At 69.3% G+C, this 15,557-nt stretch carries 15 protein-coding genes; 6 read left to right on the top strand and 9 right to left on the bottom strand.

The features are described 5' to 3' along the window. Positions 1–118: 118 nt before the first annotated feature. The 4 genes from DFR74_RS31580 (at position 119) to DFR74_RS31565 (ending at position 2,885) form a co-directional block, all read left to right on the top strand. A complete protein-coding gene (locus DFR74_RS31580) occupies positions 119–430 on the top strand; it encodes a hypothetical protein (RefSeq protein WP_063125120.1) in 312 nt (103 codons plus the stop codon). Positions 431–471: 41 nt separating this feature from the next. Next, entirely contained in the window at positions 472–816 is a 345-nt protein-coding gene (locus tag DFR74_RS31575; RefSeq protein ID WP_063125119.1) for a hypothetical protein, read from the top strand. Positions 817–1,133: 317 nt separating this feature from the next. Further along, positions 1,134–2,312, top strand: a complete 1,179-nt coding sequence (locus DFR74_RS31570) for a hypothetical protein (protein ID WP_104362266.1) — start codon at positions 1,134–1,136, stop codon at positions 2,310–2,312. Between the two features lie 90 nt (positions 2,313–2,402). After that, the gene (locus DFR74_RS31565; RefSeq protein ID WP_054813830.1) at positions 2,403–2,885 is read left to right on the top strand and encodes a hypothetical protein; all 483 of its coding nucleotides are present in this window, start codon (positions 2,403–2,405) and stop codon (positions 2,883–2,885) included. Positions 2,886–3,209: 324 nt separating this feature from the next. Here DFR74_RS31565 and DFR74_RS31560 read toward each other — a convergent pair whose 3' ends face one another. From DFR74_RS31560 to DFR74_RS31525, 9 genes are all read right to left on the bottom strand, one after another. Continuing rightward, positions 3,210–3,467 carry a recombinase family protein gene (locus tag DFR74_RS31560; RefSeq protein ID WP_082393111.1) on the bottom strand — a complete coding sequence of 86 codons (258 nt, stop codon included), beginning with the start codon at positions 3,465–3,467 and terminating at the stop codon, positions 3,210–3,212. A gap of 309 nt (positions 3,468–3,776) precedes the next feature. Continuing rightward, positions 3,777–4,613 (bottom strand): hypothetical protein, encoded by an 837-nt coding sequence (locus DFR74_RS35690; RefSeq protein WP_147266009.1) that lies wholly within the window; start codon positions 4,611–4,613, stop codon positions 3,777–3,779. A 140-nt stretch (positions 4,614–4,753) separates the two neighbouring features. Further along, the gene (locus tag DFR74_RS31555) at positions 4,754–5,515 is read right to left on the bottom strand and encodes a hypothetical protein (protein WP_054813827.1); all 762 of its coding nucleotides are present in this window, start codon (positions 5,513–5,515) and stop codon (positions 4,754–4,756) included. A gap of 231 nt (positions 5,516–5,746) precedes the next feature. Beyond that, positions 5,747–7,159 carry a cutinase family protein gene (locus DFR74_RS37705; RefSeq protein ID WP_063125118.1) on the bottom strand — a complete coding sequence of 471 codons (1,413 nt, stop codon included), beginning with the start codon at positions 7,157–7,159 and terminating at the stop codon, positions 5,747–5,749. Positions 7,160–7,186: 27 nt separating this feature from the next. Further along, positions 7,187–8,197 (bottom strand): C40 family peptidase, encoded by a 1,011-nt coding sequence (locus DFR74_RS31545; protein ID WP_054813825.1) that lies wholly within the window; start codon positions 8,195–8,197, stop codon positions 7,187–7,189. A gap of 7 nt (positions 8,198–8,204) precedes the next feature. Beyond that, positions 8,205–9,230 (bottom strand): replication-relaxation family protein, encoded by a 1,026-nt coding sequence (locus DFR74_RS31540; protein WP_054813824.1) that lies wholly within the window; start codon positions 9,228–9,230, stop codon positions 8,205–8,207. 88 nt (positions 9,231–9,318) lie between these two features. Beyond that, the gene (locus tag DFR74_RS31535) at positions 9,319–11,772 is read right to left on the bottom strand and encodes a type IV secretory system conjugative DNA transfer family protein (protein ID WP_054813823.1); all 2,454 of its coding nucleotides are present in this window, start codon (positions 11,770–11,772) and stop codon (positions 9,319–9,321) included. Continuing rightward, positions 11,769–12,782, bottom strand: a complete 1,014-nt coding sequence (locus DFR74_RS31530; protein WP_063125117.1) for a TRM11 family SAM-dependent methyltransferase — start codon at positions 12,780–12,782, stop codon at positions 11,769–11,771. Before DFR74_RS31530 ends, DFR74_RS31535 begins: the two co-directional genes overlap by 4 nt. 48 nt (positions 12,783–12,830) lie before the next feature. Next, on the bottom strand, positions 12,831–13,475 hold the full coding sequence (locus DFR74_RS31525; protein WP_146089070.1) for a hypothetical protein: 645 nt from the start codon (positions 13,473–13,475) through the stop codon (positions 12,831–12,833). 478 nt (positions 13,476–13,953) lie between these two features. Here DFR74_RS31525 and DFR74_RS31520 point away from each other — a divergent pair, with 478 nt between their 5' ends. Both DFR74_RS31520 and DFR74_RS31515 read left to right on the top strand, forming a co-directional pair. After that, positions 13,954–14,877, top strand: a complete 924-nt coding sequence (locus tag DFR74_RS31520) for a hypothetical protein (RefSeq protein WP_146089069.1) — start codon at positions 13,954–13,956, stop codon at positions 14,875–14,877. Further along, positions 14,874–15,272 carry a pilin gene (locus tag DFR74_RS31515; protein WP_054815555.1) on the top strand — a complete coding sequence of 133 codons (399 nt, stop codon included), beginning with the start codon at positions 14,874–14,876 and terminating at the stop codon, positions 15,270–15,272. Before DFR74_RS31520 ends, DFR74_RS31515 begins: the two co-directional genes overlap by 4 nt. Positions 15,273–15,557: the final 285 nt, after the last annotated feature.

The following is a 15,557-nucleotide window of genomic DNA, read 5'->3' as shown; positions in this document are numbered from 1 at the left end:
CCGGCCCCGGGCGCGCACCGCGCCCGGGCACCCGGACCGGGCCGCGCTGGTGTCACCGGCGCGGCCCAACCATCACCCACCCGCCCCGCACCCCGGGGCGGCAACCACAGGAGACACCGTGACCGATCCCGCGATTCCCACCACCGCCGCGCTCGACGCGATCTACGTGATCGCCAACGCCGTCACCGGCGACCAGTTCGTCATCTACGCCACCGGCCCGCACGACGAGCGCGGCATGTACACCGTGGCGCACGTGACCGGCGGCACCGGCGGTTACGCCGCCCCGCGTATCCACCTCGTGCACCCCGACGACATCGCCGCCTACGCCGCCGGGGCCGCCGGAAGGTTGCGTCGGGGCTCGCACCTGCACGCGGTGACGGTGTGGCTCGACCGCACCACCGGCCCCCTGCACACGCGCCTCGCCCGGTGAACCCGCTAGCACCCCAACCGAACCCGAACAGGAGCACCCCCATGAAAGACACTCGCGCCCACGACGAGGACGGCGTCATCAAACCGGGAGCCAAACTCAGCGGCAACGACTACGTCGTGGTCAGGCTGCGCGACAGCGACGACCCGCCCGGCCGAATCCTGGTGGTACGCAACCCGACCCGCTGCCACCACGGCTACACCATCTGCGTCGAGTGCGCTGAAAGCTGGGAACTCGACCACCATGTGGACTACGAGCTGACCGGCGGCGGGCGACGACTTCGCGAGGCCCTCGACATCCAGCCCGCCACCGGCAACGCAGAACCTTCCGAGGCCGACTCCGGCGAGCCCGGCACCGACACGGCCGACCCGTCACCGGTGCACCCGTGACCGGCTCGTGTATCGAGTCCTCGGCTCGCGTGCCACGCGCCCGCGGCGAGGCTGCCGGCGGGAGGCGCCTCGCCATCCCTGAGTCAACACCGGCGACTCGAATTCCGCTCGCGCCGAGGCTATTACGGAATCGGACGAGAGGAATTCGCGACCGGAACCAATTTCCACATTCCGCTTGACATCACACGCCCTATCGAGCGGTCATGGAAACCGGAACGGCACCGACCGCCCGGGGAATCGCCCCGATCGGTGCGCATTCCGTCCCCGCCCGGGGACATCACCGAATTCACCAAACCCATTTGTTGGAAGGAACCCCCATGTCGAAAACCAAGAACGCCGCCGTGGCCACGGAAACGGCCGCACCCACCCCGGAAAACGGTTCGCGGTCGGTGCCGGTACCGCGCCGCGACAGCACCCGGGCGTTGTGGGCGGCGCTGCGCGCACACCCTGACAACACCAGCGCCGCGCTGGCCGACATCGCCGGGATCGGCCAGTCCACCGCGCGGCGGCTGCTGACTCAGTGGGAAACCGCCGGGTGCGCCCAATCCCACACCGACCCCGCATCGCCCCGCGCCGCCAAGACCTGGACCCAGGGCACGGGCACACCCGCCACCATCGAACCGGACCCGGCCCCCACCGCGCCCGCCGATTCGGGCCCGGCCGAACACACCGACGCGGATCCGGCCGAACCCACCGACCCGGGCGCGGTGTCTCCTGAGACGGCCGAACCGGTCGGATCGACGCCCGAAACCGGCGAGCCCGCACCCGAATCCGCGACGGTGTCGGCGGCGCAGGTGCCCGCGTTGCACAGCGCCGAAGCTCGGGCACTGTGGAAGGCGCTGGAAACCCACCCCGGCAGCACCACCGCCGATCTGGCCGAAATTGCGGCCATCGGGACCAATGCGGCGCGGCATCTGCTGACGGAATGGGAACTCGCCGGGGCCGTGTGGGCGGCCACCGATCCGGGCAAGCCTCGGGCCGGGAAGAGCTGGACCGCCGGAGCGAAACCCGAACCGTCCCCAGCCCCGGCCGCGCCCGAATCGGTGGCCACCACACCCGCCGAACCGGAGCCCGCACCGGCCGACCCCGTGACTCCGGAACCCGCTGTGGCCGAACCCACCGCGCCCGAACCGGCCACCCCCGCCGAACAGGCGGCCCCGGCCGACCCCGCGCCCGACACCACGGCGGAGACGGCGGCAGCCGCCCCCACGGGCGACGAAACCGCCACCGTGGCCCCGGAACCCCCGGCGGCGGCCCACAACGGCGCTGGGGGCGACGCGGAGTCGACGGTCGAACGCCTGCCCGCCGGTGCCCTGCGGGGACAGGTCGAGGACTTCCTGCACGAAAACCCCGGAAAGGAGTTCACCCCACACCAGATCGGCAAAGCGCTGAACCGGTCCAGCGGCGCGGTCCACAACGCCCTGGTCAAGTTGACCGACGGCGGGACCGCGAGCCAGACCAGCACGGCCCCCAAGAAATTCACCCTCGCGTCCTGAAACTGGGCGATGCCGGAATCCCCGGAGCTGCTACCTCCGGGGAGTCCGACACCGCCCTCTCAACCTAACCTCTGAGAAAGGTGCTCGACTATGTACTCCACCCCAACCCCCACCATCCTGGGCGCGGCCCTGTACCGGGTGTACGCCGACTCCAGCCACGCCCCCGACAGCCTCGAGCTGTGGATCGCCATCGCCGAGACGGCGGTGCGGGAACTGCAGATGCCCGTGCTGGCCGCGCTGGTGCCGTGGGTGCCGATCGCGTTGCGCTACGAGCAGGTGACCACCGACGGTGAGTTCTTCCCGCACTCCGGTGCGGTGCGTGTCATGACCGGCCCGTTGACCGGCACCCTCTACGGCGACCTCGAAACAGCCGCCCGCGAGGTGGTCGTGGCAACCCTGGACCAGCTGCCCAAACAGGACTGCGGAGACACCAGCGACAGCGGAAGTGACAGCGGCAACGACGGCGACGAGCAGACCGTGACCGTGTACAGGGCGTTGCCGTCGTGGCGGTTCCGCAACGACAGGGGCCCGGCCGCGCCGGGCCTGCGCGCGGTGCCGCCACTCATCTCCTGACCCGCCTACCCGCTGAAACGGCCCGTGGTGCCGAGCATTCCGCTCGGCATCACGGGCCGTTTCCTGTGAGCTGACATGACGGCGCGGGCTACTTGCTGCGGTCGATGGCCTGGGTGATCCAGTCGGTCAGCACGGGCGCGGCGGGTGTTGTAGCCGGTGGCGTCGAACGCGCCCGTGTGGCATATCCAGTCGGTGTCTTCGCGCGCCGACGCTGCGCGGGGCGTGGGAGCGGGATCGGCGCACTGCGCGCCAGGTTCGCCCGCGGCGAGTCACCGAGTCCCGAGTTACTGGCGAGTTCCGGCGGATCGCGATCGTACGTGGCGGTCAGCTCATGACGCGATCGGCGTTGCGGCGAGCCGTGTTCGGGCGACCGAACTGTTCGATCACATTGGCGGTGTTCAACAGCCGGGACACGTGGGAGGGATACCAGCGGTGTCCGCCGCCCGGTGTGGGAATTCCTCTGGCGTTGAGTTCGGCGACGATGCCTCGGTAGCTGATTCCTGTGCGATGCATGTTCACAACGAGTGCGAGGACCTCATCAGGGCAGACGCGCGGTCGTCCGCGTCTCCGGCACCCGGTCATCGACGGCCCCGGCGAGCGTTGCGAGCAGCAGGCCGAGGTTGGTCGGCCGAGCGGGTGCGCAAGATGGCGTTCATCAGTGAGATCAACGCCCCGAGCGTCGCGTCGAAGATTCGCATGGCGCGTGCGCTTCGGCGGTTGTTTCCGAAGACGGCGACCACAGCGGCTAGCGAAACCACGAGGGCGAACAGCGTTATAGGTATGAGAACCGTGGCGGTAATGATGATCGGGGCCAAGCCCCAGGTCGTGTGGGCTTGGCTGAGATGGGTCAGCAACGTGCACTCCCGTGTGGGTTCGGAGCGCGACGCCGTGTCAGTGTGCGGGCGCGCTCCAGAGGTGGATTCGAGTCGGCTGTTCACGAGCCGGGTTCGGTCCACGGGACACTCGCGGGGAGGCGGTGACGGCCTGCCCTGGGCAGCAATTACCGGCAGTGCGGCGCAACATGTTGCGCCGCAGGCTCGTCCATGCCTTGCGCATGGCGTCGAGTTGACGGCCACGGCGAGTTGACAAGGCGCGGTAGGCGACGCCGGTGATGCTGCGAGCGCGGTGTCTTGCTTGCCACGCGGCGTGGTAGGCGTAGGCAAGGGCGTCAGCGATGGCTGACTTTCCGGAGTTGGTAGGCGTGTGTGCGGTCCGCGACCCGAGGAGCCATCTGATCGGGCTGTCCGGGCTGTAGCGCTTGAGTCGGTGCTCGGAGACCCAGTTGCGGCCCGGCTGTGGCCCCTGTGGTTCGTGTGCGTTGTTGGTCGCCAGAGTCGCCGTCACCACCTCGGTGACCCTCGATGAGGCGTTCTGGGGCAGCAGGAGATACGGCTCGAGGTCGGTGGTGGCGATGCCGCCGGGGACCCCCAGCGTTCGGCGTTCTACCTCAACGACTCCGATTCGCATGGCGGCCAGATCGAATGATGGAGCCTCAGCAATCCACCACTGCCGCGAAACCTTGTCAGCGATGGAACTGCGTGCGAATACGCACAGGTCGACATGGTCGAGGAACGCGCTATCGGAGACCGCTGCTGCGAGCCCCTCAAGATGGTGCCGCCACAGGTGCCCGAAGTCTTTGCCGCGATCGTGTTGGTCCGCCAGCATGAGCAGCATCGATCTCGTACAGAGATCGGTGCCCATGTCGGTGTTCGCGGTGTTCGAGGCCACGATGATCAGACTAGAGGTGAGGGTGAACTGTTCCGGGAATTCAGTCGGAGCGTTCGTGTGTCAGCGCTGCTCACACGTTCCCCCCCAGTGTGTCGCCCGCCTCGCGTCCGCAGCGGAGCTGCAACTTCTCGTTGGCGGGCTCATCGAAGTCGAACCTGGTCAGTCGCGTAATCGCGAACCGTTCGTCCGAAACGGATGAGTGCTCGTTGGAGTCGGAGAGTTGGCCTTGTGGAGTACCACCGGTCGAGCCGGTGTTGAATCGCGCGAACCTGCTCGGCAGGGACGGCAGCGGAGTTCACCGGTCGGCCCGTGACCTCGGTTATCCAACGGTCGATGACGATCACACTGGGAACTGGTGCCCGCAGCGGATTGCTCGAGGTGACTGGTCGAACTTGCGGGAGTACCGAGGGGGCACCGAGTCTGGCGTAGAGCATCCTCTGCCGCTTGACGCGCCTTGTCAGTCTGGAGAGGATGTGCGCCGACATCGCGAGCCTCGTCACAGCGGATACGTACACGACACCAGCGACCGCTGTGACCCACGTGCCGTCGTAATGGAGCGGATAGCTGATCAGCAGAACCAGAAGGGCAGGCGACACCGCGCGCAAGGCCCGCCATTGGAGGTCGAGTTCTGTGTCGGTCATGCGTACGGCGTATTCGGCGGCCAGCCAGTGACGAGCCACGTCGTAGTCCAATCGTAGGGCCCGGGGGCAGGCGTCGCCGAGCCGCTCGATTTCGGCGCTGTATTCCTCGACCTGCTCACGCCAGCGCCGAACCGACATTCGTCCTCGTTCGCGTTCCTCGACCCGATGCTTCCGGTAGTTGATGCGCAAACTGATCGCTGCGAAGATCGCCACCACAGTCGCGACGACCAGGCTTAGAACCTGAACCTGACTTGCGTGCATTGCTGTTCTCCCCGTCGCTAGCGGCACCGCTCTCGATCACGTTCGTGAAGCGCAGGAATATCCGCCAGCTACAACGAAACTCGTCTCGTCACTTGACTCTGGCTGCGTGTCATCATCGCAGCTACTGCTGGTCGAGTCACAGACAGCGGCCGGTGGTGGCGAGCGAATTGCTCGGCACCACCGGCCGTTTCAGTGCGGAGGGGCTAGCGCGTGCACGGAGGACGCATGGGGCTACTTGGCTTGGTCGATGGTCTGCGTGATCCAGTCGGTCAGCACGGCGGCGGCGCTGGCGTAGAACGTGGACGCGCCCCCGTCCTGGGCGTCCGGAAGGGCGGGGGTCGTGCTGGTGGTGCTGCCCGTCGCGCTCGTTCCGGTGGTTGTCGCGGTGTAGGTGGTGGTCAGGGTGGGCAACTGCGCGCCGGTGAACGCTGCGGTGGTGGCCGAGACGAGATCGGCGGCGACCGGGGCCAGCCCGGTCAGCGTCAGCACCGCCGTCACCGGGTCGCCATCGGCGAGGAATTCCACGGCGGTCCAGGCGATCTCCTGCGCGCGGCCGACGTCGGTGGCGATACGGGAGATGTCGAGTCCGGCCAGGACACCGACGATCTCGGCGGCGATCGTGGCGACGCCGGTGGTGTCCAGCGGCGCGGCCAACGCCAGAGCCTTCGCTACCAGGCGCAGGTCGAGTCCGTCGGCGAGCGCGACCAGCGGGGCGAACTGGTTGTTCAGATCCCCGGAGACGCGGTGCACGCCGCGCACGTCTCCAGCGGTAATCAGTCCGGGTAGCTGGGCGAGGTCGGCCACGATCGCGGGCACGTTCGCGGTGAAGCTGGCGAGCCCGTTCAGGACGGTGACGACCTGGGCCAGGACCTGGGACACGCTGATCTGCCCGGTTGAGCCCGTGCCGAGCCTGATGGTCGGTGTGCTCGTCGTCGTGGTCGGGGCTTTCGTCGTGGTGGTGGGCGAGGTGGTGCTGGTAGGAGCCGGAGTGGTGGCGGTGGTGAGGGCGCGGCTCACCGCGGCGAGGACGGGCGAGGACTCGGCGGTGGTCGAGCAGTAGCTGTCACCCTCGAGGCACAGCGTGCGGACCCGATCGGTCAGCTCGCCGAAGCCCTGCGCGCGCGGCCCGGTGACGCCCTGTCCGGAGACCGGGGTGCCGAGCTGGGCGGTGGCCGGGTCGCGGCGCGGGTCCGAGACCAGCGCGACGGCCAGGACTCGCGTGGCCGGGATCGGGCCGCCTCGGTTGCCGAGCGTGGTGGCGAGGTCGCCGGCGACCTCGGCGCCCTGGCCGTAGCCGGCCACAACGACTCGGGTGTCCGAGCACAGCCCCTTCACCGCCGCGGTGAGGTCAGCTTGGCTCACCGACCCCGCACCGGCGGAAGGTGCGAGGGTGTGAACCTCGATGTCGGAGCCGTAGCGGGCGGTGAGCGATTCCCCGAGCTGGGTGAGGATCCCGGTCGTGGCCTGTCCGGCGGTCGAGGTTGTCTCGTAGGTGCCCGGTGCCAGCAGCGCGGTCCAGCGCGGGCACTGGGAACCGGTGCGGTCGGGTGTGGGTTCTGCGGCGGTGACACCGGCCGTCATGGTGGTCGCGGTGACGGCCGCGCACAGCGCGACGCGGACGGTTCGAGAGTGGTTGTGGCGCATGGAGGTTCTCCGTTCACAAGTCGATGTTCAGGGCGCGGCGGGGGAGTTGTTGTTGTGGGCGGGGGTGGGTCGGGTGGCGGTGAAGTAGTCGTCTCCGGGCCACCGGTAGGGCGAGACCTGGACGGGTTCGTTGAAGGTGGGTGCGTGCACCATCTGGCCGCCGCCGAGGTAGATGCCGACGTGGTGGACATCGCCGCCGGTGCTGTAGAACAGCAGGTCTCCGGGGGCGAGCTGGTCCTCGGAGACCGGTGTGCCGGTGTGGACTTGGTCGTAGGTGGTGCGCGGGATGGAGATCCCGGCGGCGCGGTAGGCGGCCTGGGTGAGTCCCGAGCAGTCCCAGCCGCCATTCACCTCGGGCCCGTTGCCGCCCCACACGTACGGCAGGCCGAGCTGCGCGCAGGCGAACGAGATCACCTGTGCCGCTGTCGAGTTCGGCGGTGCAGCGCTGGCGCAGTCCCCGCCGGAGGTGTTGGGGGTGGTGGCGCGGTAGCGGGACGCCTGGTCCAGGACCTGGTCGACGTACCAGTCGGCGTGGTTGTAAGCGAAGATCGCGCTGTACATGTCGTCGGGCGCACCGAAGTCGCAGAGGTAGAACGCGGCGGCGTGGATGGCGTCGGAGGGGTTGTAGCGCGAGGGCGGGTTCGCTCCACCAGCGGGCAGGGGATGCCGGGAGACAACGGAGTCGAACGTCGGGGCGAGGAACTGCATCGGCCCACCGGCCCCGGAGCTGTTCTCGCCGGAGGACACTCCCGGCAGGGTGGAGCGACCGTGGTCGGTCTCGATCTTGCCGACCGCGGCGAGCACGCTCCAGTCCAGGCCGGGACAGTCCCCGGCAGCGGCCTGGTAGAGCACGAGCATCTCGGCCGGGATGTCCTGCTGTGCTTCGGTGCTCGGGGTGGAGCCGGTGCCGGTCGAGGCGCCCGGGGCGGGTGCGGTGAGCGCCTGGTCGAACACGATGACCGTGGTGACCACGGTCGCGATGACGACCGTGAGGAACACGAACCCGGCGAATCCTGCCCCGAGTGCCTTGACCAGCATCGTCAGCTCACCAGGACTCGTAGGTCGGTGGCCGGGGTGCGGGTGGGGGCAAGGCGACGACGCCGCTCTGGGATACCCAGCCGGGGTCGAGTTCGCTGTCGGCGGCGGGCGGGGTACGCCGGGGCCACATGGTGGCCAGCTGGTGCAGATGCGACCTGCGGTCGGTGTCAAACTCCAAGGGCAGCCAGACCTGGTCGGCGGGGCTCGCCTCGTGGGTGGGGGCCAGGAGTTCAGCGGCGGCGGTGGCCACCGGCACCGCCTCGGGGTCGGGCAGCCGTTCCCATGTTCGGCGCAGCGCGGCACGGGCTTTGGTCTCGCGGGCGCTACTAGGCACCCACAGCAGGACGGGGGCGACGACCCCGGTGGTGCGCGCCAGCTCGGCGTAGCCGGTGAGCTTGGCCGCGACCCGCGACAGCGCCGTGGTGGATTCGAGGTCGTATTCGAGGTAGAAGTCGAGCACGGCTTCGGCGTGGCGGTAGCGGCCCCAGGCGTCGGGACGGGCGAGGTCTCCCCACAGGCGCTCGCAGCGGGTCTGGGACCACCACCCCAGGACTTGGGCGGGGTCGCCACGCTGATCGAGGGCGGGGTGGGCGATCAGGGCGGTGAACCACTCGACAACGCCGAGGGTGTGGGTCAGGTGCAGGCTGTGCCCGATGGCGAGCGCGCGCTGGTATTGGTAGCCAAGCTCGCGCACCGTGATTCCGGCTTCGGCGGCGAGGACGCCGGCTCCGGCCGGTGCGAGTACCCAGTGCATTGGCGCGCTGCCTCGGGCGCGCCAGGGCCGGAACCGTTCGAGGACGCCGTAGCGGTGGAGCAGGTTGAGCCGTCGCAGGGCGATGGGCTGGGTGGGGAAGGCCAGGTCGGTGAGCTGGTTGGTGGTCAAGACGCGGTGTTCGTAGAGCATGCGCAGGATCCAGCGGTCGCGCTCGGTCAGCCGGGAGACGAGCGCGGTGGGATCGAGGGGGCGGGGCCGGGTCCGGTTGTCGGGTCGGGGTCGGCGGTTGTCGGCCTGCTGGGCGGGTCGGGAAAGCATCGGTGGCACAACCTTTCTCAGGATGAAGAGAAGACGGGCGGTGGCAGTTGGTGAGGCGCGCTATGCGTGACCGGGTCACTCGTCACGGTCAGGGGCCCGGTGCGGTGATGCGGGCGCGGGCGGCGGCGGCGATCTCGCGGGCGCGTCCGGGGATCGGTGGATCCAGCGGCCGGGTGGTGAGGGTGAAGGGGCGGGCGTTGCGGCCGTCGACCAGCAGGCGGGCGGCAGCGTGGAAGGCGTCGAGATGGGACAGGTCGTGCTCGGACAGCCACGGGTCGGTATGCCGGGCGAGATCGCGGGCGTCGTCGGGTGACACGGCGAAGACGATCTTGTTGCGCGCATTCGCTGAGATGCCGTCGCGCAGTTCGCGCGAGAGCTGACCCAAGTTCTGATGCGCCAGCAGCAGAGAGAGCCGGAGTCCGCGGGCTTCGGCGAGCATGTCCTCGATCGGTGTGCTCAGGTTGAGGAAGTTCTGTGCCTCGTCGAGCACGAGCGCGGCGTCAGGCCGGTCGGCGGCGGGCACCCGGGCCCTGGCGGTCACCGCTTGCCACGTCCGGGCGACCAGCAGTGACCCGACCAGCCGTGAGGTTTCCTCGCCGAGTGAGCCCTTCGGCAACCGTGCGAGGCAGATGCCGCCGTGGTCGAGGACATCGCCGAAGTCCACAGTCGACGGGCCACCGGCGATGGCCGCACGGACGAACGGCCGCAGCAAAAAGGCGCGCAGTTTGTTCAGTAGCGGGCCGGTGAGCTGGGCACGCCCAGTATCGGAGAGCTGTTCGTAGGAGTCCCAGAACCCGCGCAGGACGGGGTCAGCGGTGGTGCGAGTGACCCGGGAACGGAAGGCGGGCTCGGTGAGCAGGCGGGGCAGGTCGGCCAGGGTGGCGGTGCCGGGCTGTGCGCACAGGGTGAGCAGGCTCGCGCGCATGATGTCGTCGGTGCGTGGCCCCCACCACTGGTGAAAGATCCGGCGGAACACCGTGGTCAGGTTGTCGACCGCGAGATCCATTCCGGCGCGTCCGATCCGGCCGATATCCAAGGGATTCACACACGGCGGAGCACTGGAGGCGTCGGCGTCGAAGAGCACCACCCGCTCACCCATGGGCGACGGCAGCCTCGACAAGACATCGGTGACCAGGTCGCCCTTCGGGTCGATGACGATCACTCCGCGCCCGGCCTCGGCGTCATCGAGGATCGTGCGCGCCAGCAGCGTGGACTTGCCGACACCGGTGGGGCCGAGGATGTGCAGGTGATGACGGGCGTCGCTGACTTTGACCGCTACTGGGCGGCGAGTGCCGGTGTCTGACATCCCCAACGGCTTGGTGTGTTCCCCACCGACGGGGATCTCCGGGGCCGGGGACAGAGCTCGGGCTCCGGCACGCTGCAGGCCCGGTAGCCCGTCGTCGGTGGGCAGATGGGCGATCGTGGCCAGCTCGGGCACCGACAACACATCCCCACGCCCGAGACGGCGCTCCCGGATCAACCGCTGAAGACGGAAATGGCGACGGCGACGCCGGTAGTAGTTGTGATCGGTGCACGCCCCGAATGTCGTGGCGAGCGCATCGGCGCGACCGCGCGCCACCGCCGTCGCTGCGGCTGTCGAGTCGATCTCGGAGGGGTCGGTGGAGACCGGGATCGAGGCGGCATAGCGCACGACCGTTTCCCAGTGCGCCCCTCGCGCTTTGGCCGCCGCCGCGCGGGCGGCGGCGCTGTATTCGAGGGAGGTCTGCCGGTCGCTGGCCCGGCCGGTTCCTGCCCCGGCGGTAGCGCGGGAGGTGCGAGCGCTGTTCGAGCCGGGTGTGAGGAGGTCGAGGGCCTCGCGCAGTAGTCGGGCCGCGACACCTGCCCGGGTACCCGTGCTCGCCGCGGAGCGGGTGGCTCGGGCGACGCGGCGGCCGGTGACCGGTCGGGCGAGGACCTGTACGCAGGTGGCCTGGCCGGGGCCCAGATCGTCGGCGGCGGTGATCAGGTTGCGCACCAGATCACCGGAATGCTCGGTGCTCAACGGGAGTCCCTCGTGGCGCCCGAGACGCAGCTCGCCTCCGGCCACGACCCGCCGGATTCCCTTGACCGGGTTCGGCAGTGGCGGCCGGGCGGGCTCGCGGGTGTCGGTGTGCGCGCCGGGCCACGCCGAGGCGACGGCCCGCTCGATCAGTCCGGGTGGGATCGCGCCGGGCACCCACAACCGGATCGCCGCGCCCTCTTCGGGGGTGACGGTGTACTCGAACCCCAGATGCGGCTGCCCCAGAAGCGTTCTCGCCCACGCGGGGCGGAGCTGGCCGATGAGGTGGGCCCAGAAGGAGAGTGCGCCTTTGGCATCGACCTCCGGTGGGGTGAGCACGGTGATTTGACGGGCACGCGCACTCAGCCGGCCTCGCCGCCACCGGCCCGCGAGCCCGACCGCGGTGAGCACCGTGACACCAGCCACCACCAGGAACAGGGCATCGGTGAACACGAGGGCGTGTTCGAGGGATTCGCGGAGGTCGGCCACGGCCCGGCCGGGCGCGAGAAGCGCCCGGCCGAGCCATCCCTGCTCGGGATTCACGCGGCCACCGATCCCGGGCCGGTGATCTCGGTGTTCGGCAGCGTCGCCGCGCTGCCGAACGGGAACCGGCCTGCCGCGCGGCGGCTTTCGGTCGCCTCGCTGGCTTCGGGCTTGCGCAGGATGATGACGTCCTCGTGGGCGATGAGGTGCATCGGCAGCCCGGCCGCGCGCTGCTTGACGATGAAGTCGCGCTGGAAGAAGCTCGACCGAGCGACGAGATCACCCTCGGTGAGACGCCCGAGCAGCGCCACGCACCGCTCCACCGGCACCATCCCGGCCAGTTCACCGCAGGTGTAGAGGTGGGCGGGCAGCGGCACGAGTTCGGCGTGCTGACGCCACGGCCGCGCGGTGATCACCACATACCCGCCCGGGGCGAGGTAGTCGGCGGCCCCGGCCAGGATCTTCGTGAACCCCGACAGTAGGCGGCCAAGGCCGACGTTGGCCAAATTGCCTCGGTCCAGGAGCTGGCCGTAGCGGTGGTTCTTCTTCACCACCGGGTCTTTGCGGTTGGCGCGCACATGCCCGTGCAGAGAATCGCCGTAGGGCGGGGAAGTGATGACCAACTTCGCCTGGCCGCGCAGCTCGGCCGGGATCAGCTCGCCCAGCTTGCGGGCGTCGCCGTGGAAGACGTCCGCGGCGAGATCGATCCCGGCCTCGCGAGCGAGCTCGATGTTGGTGCGCGCCAGCTCCGCCCACCGGCTCTCGTACTCCACACCGACCGCTTGGCGGCCCAAGTGCAGCGACTCGACCAGGGTGGTGCCGATCCCGCACATCGGATCCAGCACGAGGTCCCCGGGCCGGGTGTAGGTGTTCACGGCGTGGGCGACGATGGCGGGGAACATCTTCGCGGGATGGGCGGTGCTGTCGGGGTGATAGCGGCCCCGGCGCTGCGCGGTGGGCGCGGTCTGCGCGGTGGCCCACACCGACACCGGCGCGACGGTCGGGGCGGTCTGTGCGGGGCTGCCGGAGGCGCTGTCGGCGGTGGCGGGGGTGGTCGGTTCGAGCGTCATCGGGCGTCCTTCACGTGAGAGTTCCGGTGGGGTGCAGGGCGTGTGGGTTCAGCCATGTGCGGGCTGGAGGAAGACGAAGACGTCGGTGTGCGCGACGGCGTGACGCGCGGTCCCCGACGGTGTCGGCGCGGCGGGCGCGGTGACCTGGTGCCCGGAGATCGGGGCGGCGATGATGTGCTGGAGGTAGAGCAGATCGGCGGACTGCGCGGCGGCCACGACCGAACCGGCCGGGTCGAACAAGGTTCCGGAGTCGCTGTGTCGGCAGCGGGAGAAAATGACCAGCAACCCGCCCATCGCGAGGACTTCGGTCGCGAGCGCGGTTATGTGTTCGGCGGCGGCGATCGGGTCGAGCTGATCGGCGAGCAGGCTCGCGACGACCAGATCCACCGGCGCGCCCGTCCACGTCCGGCCGGTGGGTGCGTCGAGTCCGTGGCGGCCCAGATCACCGATCGTGGACAGTGCGGCGGCGGTGTCGGACTCGATGATCCGCAGCGTCCCCCGCGCGGTGGGGGCGGGCCAGCCCAGCAGCATCACCCGCGCGCCCGGCGCGGAGAATTCGGTGATCGTGTGGACCAGAGCCCGGTCGGGCCAGCGATCGGCGGGATCGAGCGGGTCGGGTCCCAGCGGCCACAGGGTCGAGGGGATCTGCACGGCATTGGTGCCAGAGCGCGGGCGGCGGGAAGGGGCGGTCATGAGGGCCTCCTGAACGAGAGAGTGCTTCTACTCATTAACTGCCGCCAAAAAGCCGAAAACGGGACGTAATTTCCGAACTCCGCTCTCTGAGAATTCCCTGAGTCCGATATCCGAACCTAGGAAACGGGTGCATCGATGAGATGTCCCGGAAATTATTTTGAAGAATTTTCGCCAAGGTTTGCCAGCATGCTCGGACGTCCTATCCGCAACCTATCTGAAACATATCCAAGTCATATCTAGGCGCTATCCTGCGCTTCACATGTGCTGGCAGATGGGCATATCCGCGCGGATATGCCCCGCCCCTGACGGGTGGGTGTGTCGTAGTAGCGGAGGAGATGCTGATCTGCGCAAGATATGACTTGGATATGTTTCAGATAGTGTTTGGATATGTTGCGGATAGGGTTTGGATAGGTTTCGGATAGATCCGCGAGGTGTCCTGAGGTGGTCGGAAAATCATCGACCGAACAAGGAGATCGTGGTGACGAACACGCATGACGAAACCATTCCGGGACAGATCGGCAAACCGCCCTCGCCACTGGCTGCGGTGAACAGGGGTTTCGACCGGATCGCCGGACACTACCTGCCGACCATCCCCCGTCCGGCCCCGGTGTCGGAGGCCGCGTGCGGTCGGATCCGGACGTGGGGGGAGTTGCGTGAGCGGCTGTGGGATCCAGGCACACCAATGGGCGAGGTCGATGCGATCTGGGTGTGGCTCATCGAACGGGTCCGGCAGCGCAGCGAATCCGCAATGCTCGTGAGCGCGGCGCTGGCCATGCCGATGCTGGCCCGCATCACCGGCGAGCACACGGCACCGGGAACCCCGGAACGCCACGATGCCGAGTCCGAAGCGCTGGCTGAGTTCCTGCTCCACCTCCCGTGCATCGATGTCGACCAGCCGCACGTATGGAATCGCCTACGGTGGGCTGCCTTCCGCGCTGACCGTAGAACAGCAATCGAGCAGCGAACCAGTTTCACGGTGGTTGGTGACCTCGGGGCTGATCTCACCGAATGGGGGCAGCGGGCGCAGGTACTCGGAGCCGAGTCTGGTCACCCCGAGACGGTGCTCGCTGCTGCCGTGGGTGCCGGGGTGATCTCCGCCGACGCCGCAGAACTCATCGCCGCGTCCCGGTGGGAAGACCGGCTGCTGCCCGCTCTGGCCGCCGAACGCGGTGTCCCAGTGGGCCGACTGCGCAAGCAGCGGTCCCGTGCCGAACGTGCCCTACTGGCATGGCTGGCCGACCGCACCCGCGACCTCGATCCGGTCCGCAACGGCCCGGTCGAGACCGCGACGGTGACCACGCTCGCGCCGAGAGTCTCCTCACCGCGGCGAGGCCGCCGGCCGAAACGACTCTCGTCAGCTCCGGCACCGGCGAGCATCGAGTCCGGGCAAGTGGCCGCATGAACCCGCACACGAACGCTCTCGATGGGGAGGTACTGGACTCGGCTGGCCGCGCACGACGCGGGCCCCGGCGCCTCGCTATCGCGGTCGCCGCCGTAGTGGTGTCGGTGGTCGCGGCCGGATCCGCCTCGGCGGCGCCACCGCACACCGAGGTGCTGGCCATCGCCTCGTCGCTGGGCGAGGTGATCGACAACGCCCGCAACTGGCTGGTCGGCATCCTGGCCGGGCTGGCGACACTGTTCCTGACCATCGCCGGAGCCCGCTATCTGCTCGGGGGCGGTGATCCCAGCGAGATCGAGAAGGCCAAGACCGCCTTCCGCGCCGCGTGCATCGGCTACGCGCTGGCGATGCTGGCACCGGTCATCGTCGCCGTGCTCAAGTCCATCATCGGAGCCTGACCGTGACAACCCCGGCCCAGGCACCACCCACCCCCACCCGGTTCACACCGGCCGCGCGCCTCGCTGCCAATAGCGCAGCAGCGGTCCTCGCCGCCGTCCTGATCGTGCTCACCGGTTCCGGCGGGGCCGCCGCCCAACCCGCCACTCCGACGCCGGTTCCGCCAGTGACCACGGCACCGGCGACACCCGCGCCGACCACCAGTCCACCGACCACGACACCGCGCCGGTGGGTGACACCACCCTCGACCACCACCCCACCGACGACAACCGCGCCCGGCACAACAG

Source organism: Nocardia puris (assembly GCF_003315035.1).
Taxonomy (GTDB): Bacteria; Actinomycetota; Actinomycetes; order Mycobacteriales; family Mycobacteriaceae; genus Nocardia; species Nocardia puris.
Note: the sequence above shows the minus strand (reverse complement) of the source record. Positions and strands in the feature narration are given on the sequence as shown.